This window comes from Maritalea myrionectae, assembly GCF_003433515.1.
In the GTDB taxonomy this organism is placed as follows: domain Bacteria; phylum Pseudomonadota; class Alphaproteobacteria; order Rhizobiales; family Devosiaceae; genus Maritalea; species Maritalea myrionectae.
Window position 1 is genome coordinate 2,731,706 of sequence record NZ_CP021330.1, and the last position, 14,839, is coordinate 2,746,544.

Consider the following 14,839-nt stretch of genomic DNA (forward strand, 5'->3'; position numbering starts at 1 on the left):
TTGGTGAACGAGCAGATCCAAAAAGAACATGGCGAGCGCGGGCTGAACAGCACCAAGGCTCGCCATTTTATTGGCTGGCATATTTTGGGCGGCTATTTGCGGCTCACTTCTGCTACGTCCAAATTTGTTTATGATCCCCCCGATGCCGAGCAAAAGTGCGCAGATTTGATGCCTGCCATTTATGTGTGCTGGCACGGGCAAGGCATGTTGGGCATGAAATTGGTGCCTGAAGCCAAGCAATTGACCATTCTCACCTCTCGCCATCCAGATGGTCAGCTGGTGGCCGCCGCGGCAAAAAGCTTTGGCTGCTCGAATATTGATGGATCAGGCGCCAATCCAAAGCAGGATGAAGGCACGGGCGGCATGGCCGCCATGCGCGAAATGCTGCGGGCGATGAAAAATGGTCAGTCCATTGGCATCACAGCCGACATTCCCCCCGTACCTGGTCGTCAAGTTTCGGATGGTGTGGCGCTGTTGGCCCGTTTCTCCGGGCGTCCCATTATTCCCTATGCTGTTTCAAGCTCCCGGCGGTCGGTGCTTGAAAAGGTGTGGGATAAGATGCAGATCAATCATCCTTTTTCCACCATTTCAGCCGTGGTGGATGAACCACTTTATGTGCCACGCTCAGCTAAAGACCTGACGCCTTATTCAAATGAACTGGCAAAGCGGCTTGATAATGTTTTGGATCGGGCTTTCCTTTTGGCTGATGGTAAGGACCTGCCACCGCGCCCGGATCGGTCAGCTTTTTCAGTTGCCGAGGACTAGGCGCACGGCATAGTCGAGGGCCCCGGCCGGACCGATGCGCTCCATGCCGATGCGGCCGCGCCGTTCAGCATCTTCCGGGTCACTTAACAATCGATCCATGGCGGCACTAATCTCTACCGCGCTCATTGCACAGCTTATGCGGCTTTCCCCCATTAGGCGTTCATTGCGTTCAACACGCGATGGACGTGCATCTGGTGGCACCAACGCGACGAAGGGCGCGCCCAGCCCAGCGCTTTGAAACCCCGCCGTACCCGCCTGCCCGGCGACAAATCGCGATATGCGCGCCAACGTGCCGATACCTTGCTTGAAAAAGTGCACTGGTGTGCCATCAAACATGAGTGCTTTGGCCAGATAATCGCTGGCGTCGACATCAGAGTTTTTCGCCACCGGCTTGAGCGAGGCAGCGCCGATAAGCTCATCCGCGTCACTGGTTGGGGCAACAGGCACCAGCACAGTCAATTCATATTTGCTGCTTAACCGCCCTACCGCAGTGATCTCCAGATCGAAAAACTTTTTGGCCGCCGCACGGCTGCCCGGCAGCAATGTGATGGGCGTTCTGTTTTCGATCAGTGATGTTACGTCGAACGAGAGCTCGGGCAACGTATCCATCATGATGTTACCGACAAATCCCGCATCCAAACCGTCGGCGCGCAATTGCCCGGCCAGAATGTCGTCGCGGCAAAGGGTTTTGGCTGTGGTGCGTTTGATGAGATTTTTCTCAATCAACGAATAGGTCGACGCATAGCCCGAATTATAGCAATCGATATAGAGGTCAACATGATGGCCACCAGCCTTACAAAGCGCCAACCCGACCATATCGCCCAAAACAACAATCTTGTCCCAGCGGCCTCGCTGCTGGCGCATATAACGCACATGTTTATACGCCGTGAGCGCCAGACCATTCTTGAAGTCTTTGATCAACGAGCCTTGCTTGCGGTGACCTTCGCTGGCCAAATGGCCGCGCGGTCCCATAAGCGGGCAAATGCCTTCATAGGCAAGCCCCTCACCAACCGTTGGCAGCGCTTCCACCTCGCAGTGGGGCGCAAGCGCCTTAGCGAGCGCGGCGCCCATGGCGTCCTCGCCCATGCCATTGGTGATGATCAAAACGCGCATAAGGCGTTACTTTTTGCTCGCTTGCAGGGCTTTGAGAGACGCGTGTGCGTCCACATACGGCTCTTGCAAGTCGACACTCCAATAAGACAATTCATCCAATGGAATTTGCTTTCCGGTGACAGCGCAACGCACAAAAGTGCCCGGTTTAATCACCGAAAAATCTGCATCCAAATAGCGCAATTTGGCTTCGCTTTGTCCAAAGCCACTTTCAAAAATATTCATGTGTGAACCTCTTTCGCTTCCTATTTAGGATGAGCTGAGGAAAAAATCAAAAAAGACTTTGCTGTTTTGTCTCTTTTTCTTTGCTTGGCGATTTTGGTTTGGGTTTTTGCGACGGAGGTTTTCCTTCAGTCACAACCACACCTAAATCACCATCTGCAAATTGCACGTTTAGCCCCTCGCCCGTTTGCGGGGTTGAGGATGAGCGTACCAAATTGCCCTTGGCATCTGTCACCAGGGCAAAACCGCGTTCCAGCGCTTTTTTGTGGCTCAAACTATCCAATAGCTTGCCCAAATTCTCGACCTTGGTTTGCTTGCGTTCAAACGCAGCCAACGCCGCAGGCTGCAAACGTGCACCCAGGCTTTCGATCTGACTGGCAAAGTTTTGTTGTTTTTGCCGCAAGCCATGTGGCGACAGACGGGCGCTGATCTGCGAATAGCTGGCACGCTTGCGATCTACAAATTGGTTCAACGCATTGCCAAGGCGCATGGTGGCCATATCAAACCGTTGGCGCGGCACGCTGGTTAGATCCTGAGCTTTTGGCAGCGCCGCTGATACAGCGCGCAACCGATCCTTCGCAGTGGCAATATTGCGAGCTTGTGCGGCCCGCAGTCGAGTGCCCTGGTCAAGCACATAATTGACCAGTTCTGATTTAACAGGCACGGCCATTTCTGCTGCGCCCGTAGGCGTAGGCGCTCGTCTGTCAGACGCATAATCAATCAGTGTGACATCTGTTTCGTGGCCGACCGCTGAAATCAGCGGGATTTGCGACGCAGCCGCTGCACGCACCACTTCTTCTTCATTAAAGCCCCACAGATCCTCAATTGAACCACCGCCACGTGCAACGATAAGCAAATCTGGGCGTTTGATCGGTCCGTCAATCGGCAAAGCGTTAAAGCCATTAATGGCATTGGCCACTTCCGCGCCGCAGGTATCGCCCTGCACCCGCACGGGCCACACAATAACATGGGTAGGGAAGCGATCGTCGAGACGGTGTAGAATATCGCGGATTACCGCCCCTGTCGGCGATGTAATTACGCCAATTGTTTGCGGCAGATAAGGCAGTTCCTGTTTGCGCGAGGCGTCAAAAAGCCCTTCAGCCGCCAATTGCTTGCGGCGCTGTTCCAATAGCGCCATCAAAGCCCCTGCCCCCGCAGGTTCAATATTGTCGATCACGACTTGATATTTCGACGAACCTGGATAGGTGGTCAATTTGCCCGAAGCAACGACCTCCATGCCCTCTTCAGGTTTGAACCGCAGCTTTGAAAACACACCGCGCCAGACCACAGCCTCAATGCGAGCCTTTTCGTCTTTGAGCGCGAAATAGGCATGGCCAGAAGAATGCGGCCCCCGATAGCCCGTGATTTCGCCACGAATGCGCACATGACCAAACTGTTCCTCAACGGTGCGCTTCACCGATTGAGAGATCTCAGTTACTGTGAATTCATGGGCATTGGAGCCCGTATTGCCTGATTGCTCGTCCATAAATCAAGTGGTGCCTGTTCATTGTTGAAAGGTCAAGGGTGACCTTTGTAAATCAACATGATATGGGATTCGCAGGTTGGGTATTGTTTCAAATTCGGATCGAAAACATGAATATTTTGCTGTTGGGTTCTGGTGGGCGTGAACACGCATTGGCTTGGGCAATTGCGCGCTCTGCGCGGCTCGATAAACTCTTTATTGCCCCTGGCAATCCGGGAATGGCGGCATGTGGTTCTTTGGTTTCGCTTGATGTGAGCAATCATGAGCAAGTGACGGAGTTTTGCTTAACCCGTGAAATCGACCTTGTGGTCGTTGGCCCGGAGGCGCCATTGGTGGCTGGCATTGCTGATGATTTGCAGGCCAAGGGCATCAAGGTATTTGGACCCTCAAAAGAAGCCGCCCAGCTTGAAGGTTCGAAGCATTTCACCAAACTTTTGTGTGATGAGATGAACGTTCCAACCGCCAAATATGCGCGATTTGATGAATTGGATGCCGCCATCGACTATGTTCGCGCCGAAGGCGCGCCGATTGTTGTCAAAGCCGACGGCTTGGCGGCAGGCAAAGGCGTGATTGTGGCGCAAACGCTCAAAGAAGCGGAAGATGCGCTATATGCCATTTTTGACGGCGCGTTTGGCGCTGCTGGTGCATCCGTGGTTATCGAAGAATGCCTGGTCGGTGAAGAAGCGAGCCTTTTTGCGATTAGCGATGGGGTCAACTTTCAGCTCTTGGCTTCCGCTCAGGATCATAAGCGCGCCCATGATGGTGACAAAGGGCCCAACACTGGCGGCATGGGGGCCTATTCGCCTGCGCCTGTGATGACCGATGAAATGATTGAGCGAGTTAAGAACGAGATTATCGCCCCTTCGATCAAAGGTATGGCCAATCGCGGCACACCGTTTAAAGGCGTGCTGTTTGCTGGCCTTATGATCACCAAAGATGGGCCAAGCCTGATCGAATATAATGTGCGCTTTGGTGACCCAGAATGCCAAGTGCTGATGACGTTGCTTAAATCCGACATATTGGATCTGATTGAGGGTTCAATTGAAGGCACTTTGGACCAACACACACCCGAATGGCACGAAGGCACCGCCCTCACCGTTGTGATGGCGGCAAATGGCTATCCCGGCTCATATAAAAAGGGCACTCCGATTAATGGCATCGAGGCGGCGGAAACCGATGGGGTGAAGGTGTTCCATGCGGGCACGGCGCTCGTGGATGGGCAATTGGTGGCCGCAGGGGGCCGAGTGCTCAATATCACAGCCTCCGCAAAAGACGCACAAACCGCGCGCGACAAGGCCTACGCCGCCATCGACAAGATCGAATGGGCCGATGGTTTTTGCCGAAAAGACATTGCATGGCGGGCGCTTGAGCGCACAAATGCGTAATCTCCTCTTGAAGATATAAAAGTTTAAACAATTTCATTTAACATCTAGATTGAATACGAGCATCGGGTGTTAAAGATGACAATTACTGGTCCCAAAATTGGCGTTGCGCTTGGCGGCGGTGCCGCACGGGGCCTCTCACATATCGCTGTGATCGAGGCCATGGATGAGTTGGGTTTAAAGCCCGACTTGATCGCTGGCACCTCTATAGGATCGTTCATCGGCGCGGGCTGGGCCGCGGGCATGAGCGGTAAAGAAATTCGCGAATATGCGATTGAAGTTCTAGGGTCGATGCGGGCGCTCAGTTCTCGCTTGTGGCGGACGCAGGTGACCGGCATCAAAGCCATGTTCCAAGATGGTATTTCGATGCAGTTTGACGCCACTAAGGTGCTCACCTCGTTCGCCCCCGGCACCTTGCCGCTACATTTTCATGATCTGAAAATTCCACTGCGTGTTATTGCGACGGATTATCAGAGTTGGCATCAAGTTGTGTTTCACACAGGCCTGATTGCACCAGCAATTGCTGGGTCCATTGCGATCCCAAGTCTTTTTAAACCCGTGTCACACCATGGCCAAACCCTAGTTGACGGGGGCGTTGTGAACCCGTTGCCGCTGGACCATGCAGCACATAATATGGACATTTTGATCGGTGTGGATGTGAACGGTGATCCCGTGCCCATCAATGAAATGGCTACCCCATCGGCGATTGACGTGGGCTTGGGTGCGGCACAAATCATGATGCACGCGATGAGCGCCTATGCCATCGCCGCCTATCCGCCGGATATATATGTACGGCCCCCTGTTGGACATTTCGGGGCGTACGAGTTTTGGCGTGTTCGCGACATCTTGGCCGCTGGCGACTTGGTAAAAGACAAGTTCAAGCGCGATTTGGCCACGCGGATTGACCTTATGCTCGCCTCTCAGCAAAAAATTGGATGAGCATTTTTGCAGCTTCCGCTTCGCCAATGCCTGAAATCACTTCTGGGTGATGGTGGCAGGTCGCTTGGTGGAAAAAGCGCACGCCATTATCAACGGCCCCGCCCTTTTGATCTTCTGCCCCATAATAGACCCGGCGTAATCTCGTATGGGCAATCGCGCCAGCGCACATGGTGCATGGCTCCAACGTCACGTAAAGATCGCAGCCTTCCAAACGCCCCGTGCCCAATTTTGCCAGTGCCGCGCGCATAGCCTGCATTTCGGCATGGGCCATCGGATCACCTTTACGCTTCATCTCGTTTTGCGCTTCGGCGATCACGACACCGTCTTTCACAATAACCGCGCCAACGGGCACTTCGCCTGCGGCGGCAGCCTCTCGCGCCAAATTCAGCGCCAATTGCATCGGGGTTTGATCAGATTTTGCGGTCATCTTCATCCTACTTGTTGAAATGTTACCTGCCATAGGTTTGAGGATGATGCAAAGCCTATCGGTTGGTCCTATGCTATCGGGATAGGAGAATCAGCAATGCGCATTCGGCAACTGCCCAACGATCTGGTGAATAAAATTGCGGCTGGCGAGGTGATCGAGCGCCCGGCCAGCATTGTCAAAGAGTTGGTGGAAAACGCTCTGGATGCTGGCGCGACGCGCATTGCCATTACCACCTCTGCGGGCGGCAAATCGCTGATCCGGATCGAGGATAATGGCAGTGGCATGGGTGAAGAGGATTTGCGATTGAGCGTTGAGCGCCACGCAACCTCCAAGCTGCCTGAGGATGACCTTGATCACATTCAAACGCTCGGCTTTCGCGGCGAGGCCCTCGCCTCAATCAGTGCGGTGGCGGATTTGCGCATCGCCACGCGCCCACAGGACGCAGAGTTGGGCCTACAATTGCGTTTTATCGACGGTGAAGCGGTGATTTCGCCCTCGCCAATGCCCCACGGCACTGTGATCGAAGTGCGCGAACTGTTTAAAAATGTGCCCGCGCGGTTGAAATTTTTGAAATCTGATCGGGCCGAAACCAACGCGATCACCGATGTGATGAAACGTTTGGCCATGTCGCAACCACATGTGCATTTCATCTTGTCGGGATCGGACAGGCAGACATTGAACTGGCCGGCGCAACCCATGTCCGATGTGGAAGATGATTTTCAGGGCGATAAAAACCGCCTCGGCCAAATTTTGGGATTGGACTTTGCACAAAATGCGGTGCCCATCGATTATCAGCGCGGACCGGTTTTGGTGCGCGGCATGGCGGCGCTGCCGACATACACCAAAGCCAATTCTTTATCGCAGTTCTATTTTGTGAACGGCCGTCCCGTGCGCGACAAGGTTTTGCTTGGCGCCCTGCGCGGCGCCTATGCCGATTTTTTACATCGTGATCGGTTTCCGGTGGCAGCCGTTTTTGTGAACATGCCCAGCCAAGATTTGGATGTGAATGTGCACCCTGCCAAAGCTGAAGTGCGGTTCCGTGACCCCGGGCTGGTGCGGGCGGCGGTGATCCGTGGCGTGATGAATGCCCTTGACGCTGCCGGGTTCCGCGCGTCGAAAACGGTATCCGACGCCACCCTTTCCGCGTTCCAACCTGGTGGTGGACCAGCACAACAACCGCCTGCGAGCGCATCGCCGTACGTTGCGCCCAACGCAACGGGTGATGGTTTTGCCATGCCGCATCAGCAGCAATGGGCCAATACGTCGCCGACAGGCTTCGCACCACCACCTCAATCAGATGCACCGCGCATGCATGATGTGCACCAGCCAAGCGCCCGGATGGAAGTCGCGCCGGATTTGCCACCAGAAAATGATGATTTTCCACTTGGCTCTGCACGGGCGCAATTGTTCGAGAATTACATCGTTGCGCAAGGGCCGGACAGTTTGATCGTTGTTGATCAACATGCGGCGCATGAGCGGCTGGTTTATGAGCGTTTCAAGAAAGAACTCAGCGACGGGCCTGTGCCTGCGCAGCGCCAGCTTATTCCAGTGGTGATTGAGCTCACAGAAGAAGATTGCGATCGACTGGAGGAGGCACAGGAAGAGTTGGCGCAAGTGGGATTGGGCGTCGAGCGCTTTGGCCCGCGCGCCATCGCCGTGCACGAAACACCGGCGATCTTGAAGCATCCGAACGTACAAAAACTGGTCAATGATGTCGCTGATCAACTGGCCGAGTGGGACAATATTTCAATCGTACGAGAACGGCTGGAAGAGGTTGCGGCGCGCATGGCTTGTCACGGTTCTGTGCGCTCAGGTCGACGATTGCGGGCCGAAGAAATGAACGTGCTGTTGCGGGACATGGAAGCCACGCCGCATTCGGGGCAGTGTATTCACGGTCGCCCCACATATGTGGAGCTGAAAAAGGCGGATATTGAACGGCTGTTCGGGCGGCGGTAGGGCCCTAAACGGCAGGCGCTTTAAACAGATGGATCATTGTATCCCCGTAAGTGCGCTCATCGAGCACTTCGAAACCATCAGGCGCTTTGACTTCAACGCCCTTTTGCTCTTCCAACACGACAATCGCCTCTGGCGCGATCCAGCCGCCCTCATAGGCGACCGCCAATGCTTTATCGCCCAAACCTTTAGCGTATGGCGGGTCTAAAAATACCAGGTTGCACGGCAAAATGCGTTGGATTTGACCCAGATCGGTTGCATCGCGACGCAACATGCGCGATTGACCCGCTACACCAAACTCTTGGATGTTCTCACGCAGCAAGGCCCGCGCTTCTACGCCCGTATCAACAAATGTGGCGTGCTCTGCCCCGCGCGATAAAGCTTCGAGGCCCAAGGCACCGGTGCCTGCGAACAAATCCAACACGCGGGTGCCGGTCATAACCGGGCCGAAATGATTGGCCAGAATGTTGAAAAGGCTTTCCCGCACCCGATCCGAAGTCGGGCGAATGTCGTCCGACTGAGGCGATGCAATGGTTTTAGATTTAAACTTGCCGGCAACAATGCGCATAAAACTCAACTCGGCCTATGGTTTGCGCGGTGGGCGACCACCGGGCTTGCGGCCAGCGGGTTTACCCCCGCGTCCACGTTGATCTCCGGCTGGACGACCTTTATGGCGGCCTGCGTCTGAATAGCCCTGTGTGGAATGCCCACCACCCGGCCTGCCGCGGCCACCGGTTGGCTTGCTGCCACGTGGACCACCTGGCTTTTTATCAAAACGCTTGTCACCTTGCGGCTTATCGCCGGACGGCTTGCGGTCGCCACGCTCACCTTTATCTTTATCCTTATTGCGATCTGTGAACGCGCCGCGGCGATCATCCGGGCGGCGGTCATCGCGACGCCCTGCAGCACCACGCGGCTTATCGCCGAAATGTTTCTTTTCGCCGAAAGGTCGACCACCCTCTTTGCGGTCCCGCTTTTCAAATGGCTTGCCATCGCGACGCTTATCATCACGACCTTTGGCACCATCGCGATCATCACGACGTGGCGGACGGTCTTTTGAAAACTCACGCTTGGGGCCACGGTCATCGCGATCGAATTTGCGGTCTTTATCGCCAAAGCGTTTTTTGCCGCGCGGGCCCTCATCTTCGTCGTCTTTTTTGCGGGCGCGGGGCACATGTTCGCCGATATTGCCATCATCGAACAATACGCGACGGGTAGGTGTCACCTCTTCTTCTTCAAATTTGCGACCACGTGGCGAGCGTTTTTGATCAGCAGGTTTTCTCGGCTCGCCTGTGCGGCCACGGGCGCGTCCGAAACGTTCGGTTTTTGCTTCGGCTTTTTCGGCTTTGGGCACCACAGGCACGATAGGCCCATCAAAGTCCACGCCAGCCTGATCGGCTAATTTTTGGCCTAACTGATCTTTCAACACACGGGTTTTGACCGCTTGAATTTCGCCGGGCTTTAACTCATTAAGCTGGAACGGGCCATAGCTGAGGCGGATCAAACGGTTCACATCAAGGCCAAATGCGGTGAGCACATTTTTCACCTCACGGTTTTTGCCTTCGCGCAAGGAAACAATCAACCAAACATTGCTGCCTTGCTGCCGCTCCAACTGGGCTTCAATCGGGCCATAATGCACCTTGTCGATGGTGACGCCGTCTTTTAGCTCATCCAGCTTTTCCTGCGTGATGCGGCCATAGGCCCGCACACGATAACGCCGCGCCCAACCGGTCGCGGGCAATTCAAGCACCCGCTTGAGGCCCCCTTCGTTAGTGAGCAGCAACAAGCCCTCTGTGTTGATGTCCAACCGGCCCACTGTCATCACACGGGGTAATCCCGCCTTATCGAAGGCTTCGAATACAGTTGGGCGCCCTTCCGGGTCGCTTTCTGAGACGACTAGACCAGCTGGCTTGTGATAAAGCCAAACGCGGGTCGCTTCTCGTTCGCCCAACGGCTTACCGTCGACCAAAACGCGGTCTTTAGCTGTGACATTTACGGCAGGGCTATCGATGGTTTTGCCATTAATGGCAACACGCCCATCAGCGATCCACACTTCGGCAGCGCGGCGCGAACAAAGGCCAGCGCGTGCCATTACTTTGGCAATACGATCACCAGTCTGGCGGTCATTGGTGCTGCCAGCGTCATTTTTGGCCATTAGAGTGGCTCCGGAACAATTGAAAGAGTTTCGGAGGGTTTACCCGTTTGTTAGGAGCCTTGCAACGCTTCTCTGATCTCAGGAGGACAAAGAGGGCTATCTAGTGGCACTAAATCCCCATTTTCAGCCAAACAGATCAAATCTTGACCACCAACTTTGGTGAAATACTTTTCTGGTGGCAGATAAAGTGGGCGTTTGTCGCCACTCTTGAGCGCCTTTTGGTAGGCCAAACGCTGCTCACGGAAGCGGCGAGCCACTTCCTGCGCTTCTTTCGGCGTAAAGGCACGGCCTTGCGCATCGCTGAGGTCGGCAACCCGCGCACCGCGGATCAATTTGATCTCATTTTCGGTGAGCTGGGTTTCGTCTAAGCGGACTTCATCAGAGTCTTCGGGCAATGAAGCTGTTGCGGTTTCGGTTGGGATCGGCAAGAACTTCGTGTCTTTTGGCAAAACAAGCGGCGCGCGAGGGGCAGAAATGTCTTCTTTTTCTTCCCGCTCAAGCACACCCAAGCCGCGCAATGTCTCAGACATAACTTCACGCTCAAAGGTGTTGCCATCTTTAAACGCGTTGGTACCTTCAACTGTGGTGCATGCCGCCAAGCCTAAAAGCGAAGCGCCCAACAGGACACTTGTGCCCGCGCGTTTTGCGAAAGAAAAGAACTTCTGGTTCGTACTGAACATGCATGCCACTCCAAAAACTTACCCGATAGGCCATAGGTCTCAAAAAAGGCTATTTTGAGGAACTATCCCCTTGAGGCTTTAGCACTATATCCCATAACAAGATAATAAGGCCAAGTGCAATTGCTACATCTGCCAGATTAAATATGTACCAATAATATCCAAAAGCGTGAAAAGAGAAGAAATCCGCCACCGCGCCATAAGCAATTCGGTCGATCAAATTGCCGAGCGCACCGCCCAAAACAGTCGCAATGCCCCATTTGACCAATTCGGTTGTGGCGGTGACCCACCAAATGGCAAGCCCGAGCATGGCGATGCCCATAATCCCCACGAGCACATAGGGCGACGCATCGCCCAGCCAGCCATAGGAAATGCCCGTGTTCCAAGCCAGAACATAATCAAAAAATGGGGTGACGGTGACAATTTCGCCGCCAGTCCACCCCACAATATTGAGCATATAGATCTTATGGACCTGATCCAACAATAGGGCCAAGAAGAAGGCAAACAGGCTTTTGTGGGCTATATTCGCCTTCATCTTTTTTCCCTTAGGCTTGCGCCAGTTCGCGCAAGGCTTGCGCGTCACGCAATGTTACGTCCGGATATTCTGGGTCCTGCCCCACTTCCGGCAACACTTTCCAAGAACGCTCGCACTTTTTGCCCTCAGCCATGGCGGGCACGACGGCGACGCCAGGTACATCGTCCAAACGGAAAGCCTCACTTGGGCCTTCATTTTGCAGCACCTCAGCTTGGCTGGTGATGGAGATTTCCGCCATGTCTTCGCCATGGATAGCGACATATAAATCAGCATCGGCCACATAGACCTTTGGTGCCGATTCTAGCGACGAGCCGATGCGCTTTTCACGACGTTCGATTTCCAATGCCCCAGTGACCACACGACGTACCTTGCGGATTTTGGCCCACTTCTCGGCCAATGCGTCATTGCGCCAGTTGGCGGGCACAGTGGGGAACTCGCGCTTATGCACGGAGCTATCACCCTCCGGGTAACGCTCCAGCCACACCTCTTCCATGGTGAACACCATGATCGGGGCCAGCCATGCGGTGAGGCAATCAAACAATTGGTTGAGCACGGTCAGCGCTGCTTTGCGCTTCACACTCGATTTAGGGTCACAATAAAGCGTGTCCTTACGGATATCGAAATAGAAGGCTGACAAGTCGACGGTCATGAAATTGAACAGAGTTGAAAAAACCCGTTTAAAATCAAAGGCTTTATAATGCGCCCGCACTTCTTCGTCGAGCTTGGCGATCCGGTGCATCATATATTGCTCAAGCTCAGGCATATCTTCAAACGCCACCTGCTCAGATGGATCATAATGTGCCAAGCTGCCCAGCAAGAACCGCAATGTGTTGCGCATTTTGCGGTAAGCATCAACCGTGGTTTTGATGATGGTATCACCGATCCGATGATCCTCAGAATAGTCAACTGAAGACACCCAAAGACGCAATATATCTGCGCCATATTGCTTGATGATATCTTGCGGCGCGATGGTGTTGCCGATCGATTTCGACATTTTGCGCCCATCTTCCGCCATGGTGAAACCGTGGGTCACCACGTTTTTATAGGGTGCACGGCCACGGGTGCCGCAGCTTTCCAGCAAAGAAGACTGGAACCAGCCGCGGTGCTGGTCTGAACCTTCAAGATACACATCAGCCGGAGATTGGTGATGGTCGCGTTTTTCCAGCACAAAGGCGTGGGTTGATCCAGAGTCAAACCACACGTCCAGGATATCGGTTACTTGTTCCCAATCAGCTGCATTGTACTGATCGCTCAAGAAACGGTCTTTCGCGCCCTCGGCAAACCACGCATCAGCCCCTTCGGCTTCAAAGGCATCGGCAATGCGGGCATTGACCTCATCATCTTTGAGCACTTCGCCATTTTCATTGACAAACACGCAGATCGGCACGCCCCAAGACCGCTGGCGCGAGAGCACCCAATCGGGGCGCCCTTCGACCATTGAACTCAAGCGGCGTTTGCCGGTTTGCGGCACAAAGTTGGTCGCCTCAATTGCGTCCATGGCGCGGGTACGTAACGTATCGCCAGCACCACCGATATCGCGATCCATATAGACAAACCATTGTGGCGTGTTGCGATAGATGATCGGCTTTTTGGAGCGCCAAGAGTGCGGATATTGGTGCTTCAATCGCCCACGCGCCGCCATAGCGCCGCGTGCAGCCAGCTCTGCGATCACCTTATTGTTCGCATCGCCCTTTTTGCCTTTGTCATCCAAGATGCGCGCGCCTTCAAAGCCCGGCGCATCCTTGGTGTAATAGCCACCTGCGTCCACGCAGAAAGGGATGGTTGTGTCGATGCCGCGCGCCTCAAGATCGCGTGCATTGTCCATCCAGATTTCAAAGTCGTCCGCGCCGTGGCCCGGTGCTGTGTGCACAAAGCCGGTGCCCGCTTCGTCTGTAACGTGATCGCCATCGAGCAATGGCACGGTATATTCATAGCCGCCGCCATGGCCATGCAGCGGGTGTTCCAACTCCACGCCAGCGAGCATATCGGCCGGCAAGTCGGCCACACGTTCAAACGCATCAACACGCGCTTTGGTGAATACGTCAGCAGCAAGATTATCTGCCAAGATCAGCAATTCACCTTTTTGCACCCAGTTTTCGTCCGGCGCTTCTGTGACTTGATAAAGGCCATATGAAATGTCGGATGAGAACGAGACAGCACGGTTAGTTGGGATCGTCCATGGTGTGGTCGTCCAGATCACCACTTTGGCGTCCATCAGCTTTTCGACCAAATCGGCTTGTTCGCCGGAGCCACCTGCTGCGGTCACCGGGAACTTCACCCAGATCGCATCGCTCTCATGCTCATGATATTCGATTTCGGCTTCCGCCAGGGCTGTGCGTTCCACAACCGACCACATCACGGGCTTTGAGCCACGATAAAGTTGGCCAGAGGTCGCGAACTTCATTAGTTCGCGCGCGATCTGCGCTTCCGCATCAAAGGACATGGTGATGTAAGGATTGTCCCAATCACCATTTACGCCCAAGCGTTTAAATTCTTCACGCTGTACATCCAACCAATGGCCCGCAAATTCGCGACATTCCTTACGGAATTCATTGATCGGCACTTCGTCCTTGTTTTTGCCTTTAGCGCGATATTGCTCTTCGATTTTCCATTCGATGGGCAGGCCGTGGCAATCCCAACCCGGGATGTAGGCAGCGTTATAGCCCTGCATCTGGTGCGAACGCACCACCATATCCTTGAGTGTTTTATTGAGTGCGTGGCCGATATGGATGTTGCCATTGGCATATGGAGGGCCATCGTGAAGGATGAATTTTTCTTTGTCTTTGGAGCTTTCGCGCAATTGACCGTAAAGGTCCATATCTTCCCAACGCTTCAGCCAGCCTGGCTCGCGCTTGGGCAAGCCCGCGCGCATGGGGAAATCTGTTTTGGGCAAATTTAGCGTTGCCGAATAGTCTTTTTTGTCGTTTTGCGGAGTATCCGCGCCTGATGAATTATCGCTCATGGTGCTAACCGTCATTCAATTTGTACTGGAATTGCCGATAGGCGGGTTCGCCTTGGCTTGATTTCAATTTATATCCGACACTTCGTTCGCGCACTTCGCGCTGGTTACGAAGGCCGGCTAATAATTCGAATAATCGGGATGATCTGCGCATGATCGGACGCACGCCGCGGCGCGGCGGTCAAAAACTGGATAGGCGTGTGATCAAAAAAGGCCACGAGTTGGTCACCGA

Annotated in this window: 13 protein-coding genes; 4 read left to right on the forward strand and 9 right to left on the reverse strand. The window is 54.2% G+C overall.

The features are described from left to right. The first annotated feature begins 3 nt into the window (after nucleotides 1–3). Nucleotides 4–765: a lysophospholipid acyltransferase family protein gene (locus MXMO3_RS13785; RefSeq protein ID WP_156905452.1), complete on the forward strand. Its 762-nt coding sequence runs from the start codon at nucleotides 4–6 to the stop codon at nucleotides 763–765. Here the strand turns inward: MXMO3_RS13785 and MXMO3_RS13790 are convergent. The 3 genes from MXMO3_RS13790 to xseA are packed head-to-tail and all read right to left on the reverse strand — an operon-like array spanning nucleotide 748 to nucleotide 3,583. Next, entirely contained in the window at nucleotides 748–1,878 is a 1,131-nt protein-coding gene (locus MXMO3_RS13790) for a hypothetical protein (RefSeq protein ID WP_117396239.1), read from the reverse strand. The two genes, MXMO3_RS13785 and MXMO3_RS13790, sit on opposite strands and share 18 nt — an antisense overlap. 6 nt (nucleotides 1,879–1,884) lie before the next feature. After that, entirely contained in the window at nucleotides 1,885–2,100 is a 216-nt protein-coding gene (locus MXMO3_RS13795) for a DUF2093 domain-containing protein (RefSeq protein ID WP_027833655.1), read from the reverse strand. 46 nt (nucleotides 2,101–2,146) lie between these two features. Then, entirely contained in the window at nucleotides 2,147–3,583 is a 1,437-nt protein-coding gene (gene xseA / locus MXMO3_RS13800) for an exodeoxyribonuclease VII large subunit (protein WP_117396240.1), read from the reverse strand. A 107-nt stretch (nucleotides 3,584–3,690) separates the two neighbouring features. Between xseA and purD the strand changes: the two genes are divergently transcribed. Both purD and MXMO3_RS13810 read left to right on the forward strand, forming a co-directional pair. After that, nucleotides 3,691–4,965, forward strand: coding sequence for a phosphoribosylamine--glycine ligase (purD, locus tag MXMO3_RS13805; RefSeq protein ID WP_117396837.1), 1,275 nt, complete (start codon nucleotides 3,691–3,693; stop codon nucleotides 4,963–4,965). A gap of 75 nt (nucleotides 4,966–5,040) precedes the next feature. After that, complete coding sequence (locus tag MXMO3_RS13810; RefSeq protein WP_051213199.1) at nucleotides 5,041–5,901, forward strand: patatin-like phospholipase family protein; 861 nt, start codon at nucleotides 5,041–5,043, stop codon at nucleotides 5,899–5,901. Here MXMO3_RS13810 and MXMO3_RS13815 read toward each other — a convergent pair. Continuing rightward, a complete protein-coding gene (locus MXMO3_RS13815; protein WP_117396838.1) occupies nucleotides 5,870–6,328 on the reverse strand; it encodes a nucleoside deaminase in 459 nt (152 codons plus the stop codon). The two genes, MXMO3_RS13810 and MXMO3_RS13815, sit on opposite strands and share 32 nt — an antisense overlap. A gap of 96 nt (nucleotides 6,329–6,424) precedes the next feature. On the opposite strand from MXMO3_RS13815, the gene mutL reads away from it, so the two are divergent. After that, complete coding sequence (mutL, locus tag MXMO3_RS13820) at nucleotides 6,425–8,284, forward strand: DNA mismatch repair endonuclease MutL (protein WP_117396241.1); 1,860 nt, start codon at nucleotides 6,425–6,427, stop codon at nucleotides 8,282–8,284. A 4-nt stretch (nucleotides 8,285–8,288) separates the two neighbouring features. Here the strand turns inward: mutL and rsmD are convergent, their stop codons facing one another. From rsmD to ileS, 5 genes are read right to left on the reverse strand one after another with little or no spacing between them, the layout of a single operon-like run. Beyond that, the gene (gene rsmD / locus MXMO3_RS13825; RefSeq protein ID WP_117396242.1) at nucleotides 8,289–8,849 is read right to left on the reverse strand and encodes a 16S rRNA (guanine(966)-N(2))-methyltransferase RsmD; all 561 of its coding nucleotides are present in this window, start codon (nucleotides 8,847–8,849) and stop codon (nucleotides 8,289–8,291) included. A gap of 15 nt (nucleotides 8,850–8,864) precedes the next feature. Next, on the reverse strand, nucleotides 8,865–10,436 hold the full coding sequence (locus MXMO3_RS13830; RefSeq protein WP_117396243.1) for a pseudouridine synthase: 1,572 nt from the start codon (nucleotides 10,434–10,436) through the stop codon (nucleotides 8,865–8,867). Between the two features lie 50 nt (nucleotides 10,437–10,486). Further along, nucleotides 10,487–11,116 (reverse strand): hypothetical protein, encoded by a 630-nt coding sequence (locus MXMO3_RS13835; RefSeq protein ID WP_117396244.1) that lies wholly within the window; start codon nucleotides 11,114–11,116, stop codon nucleotides 10,487–10,489. A 49-nt stretch (nucleotides 11,117–11,165) separates the two neighbouring features. After that, entirely contained in the window at nucleotides 11,166–11,648 is a 483-nt protein-coding gene (gene lspA, locus MXMO3_RS13840; RefSeq protein WP_117396245.1) for a signal peptidase II, read from the reverse strand. Between the two features lie 10 nt (nucleotides 11,649–11,658). Beyond that, nucleotides 11,659–14,610 carry an isoleucine--tRNA ligase gene (ileS, locus tag MXMO3_RS13845; protein WP_117396839.1) on the reverse strand — a complete coding sequence of 984 codons (2,952 nt, stop codon included), beginning with the start codon at nucleotides 14,608–14,610 and terminating at the stop codon, nucleotides 11,659–11,661. Between the last annotated feature and the right edge of the window lie 229 nt (nucleotides 14,611–14,839).

What these genes read in the sequence shown, in the direction of transcription:
- MXMO3_RS13790 (WP_117396239.1), bottom strand. Translation starts at nt 1,878, where the DNA reads ATGCGCGTTTTGATCATCACCAATGGCATGGGCGAGGACGCCATGGGC.
- MXMO3_RS13795 (WP_027833655.1), bottom strand. Translation starts at nt 2,100, where the DNA reads ATGAATATTTTTGAAAGTGGCTTTGGACAAAGCGAAGCCAAATTGCGC.
- xseA (WP_117396240.1), bottom strand. Translation starts at nt 3,583, where the DNA reads ATGGACGAGCAATCAGGCAATACGGGCTCCAATGCCCATGAATTCACA.
- purD (WP_117396837.1), top strand. Translation starts at nt 3,691, where the DNA reads ATGAATATTTTGCTGTTGGGTTCTGGTGGGCGTGAACACGCATTGGCT.
- MXMO3_RS13810 (WP_051213199.1), top strand. Translation starts at nt 5,041, where the DNA reads ATGACAATTACTGGTCCCAAAATTGGCGTTGCGCTTGGCGGCGGTGCC.
- MXMO3_RS13815 (WP_117396838.1), bottom strand. Translation starts at nt 6,328, where the DNA reads ATGACCGCAAAATCTGATCAAACCCCGATGCAATTGGCGCTGAATTTG.
- mutL (WP_117396241.1), top strand. Translation starts at nt 6,425, where the DNA reads ATGCGCATTCGGCAACTGCCCAACGATCTGGTGAATAAAATTGCGGCT.
- rsmD (WP_117396242.1), bottom strand. Translation starts at nt 8,849, where the DNA reads ATGCGCATTGTTGCCGGCAAGTTTAAATCTAAAACCATTGCATCGCCT.
- MXMO3_RS13830 (WP_117396243.1), bottom strand. Translation starts at nt 10,436, where the DNA reads ATGGCCAAAAATGACGCTGGCAGCACCAATGACCGCCAGACTGGTGAT.
- MXMO3_RS13835 (WP_117396244.1), bottom strand. Translation starts at nt 11,116, where the DNA reads ATGTTCAGTACGAACCAGAAGTTCTTTTCTTTCGCAAAACGCGCGGGC.
- lspA (WP_117396245.1), bottom strand. Translation starts at nt 11,648, where the DNA reads ATGAAGGCGAATATAGCCCACAAAAGCCTGTTTGCCTTCTTCTTGGCC.
- ileS (WP_117396839.1), bottom strand. Translation starts at nt 14,610, where the DNA reads ATGAGCGATAATTCATCAGGCGCGGATACTCCGCAAAACGACAAAAAA.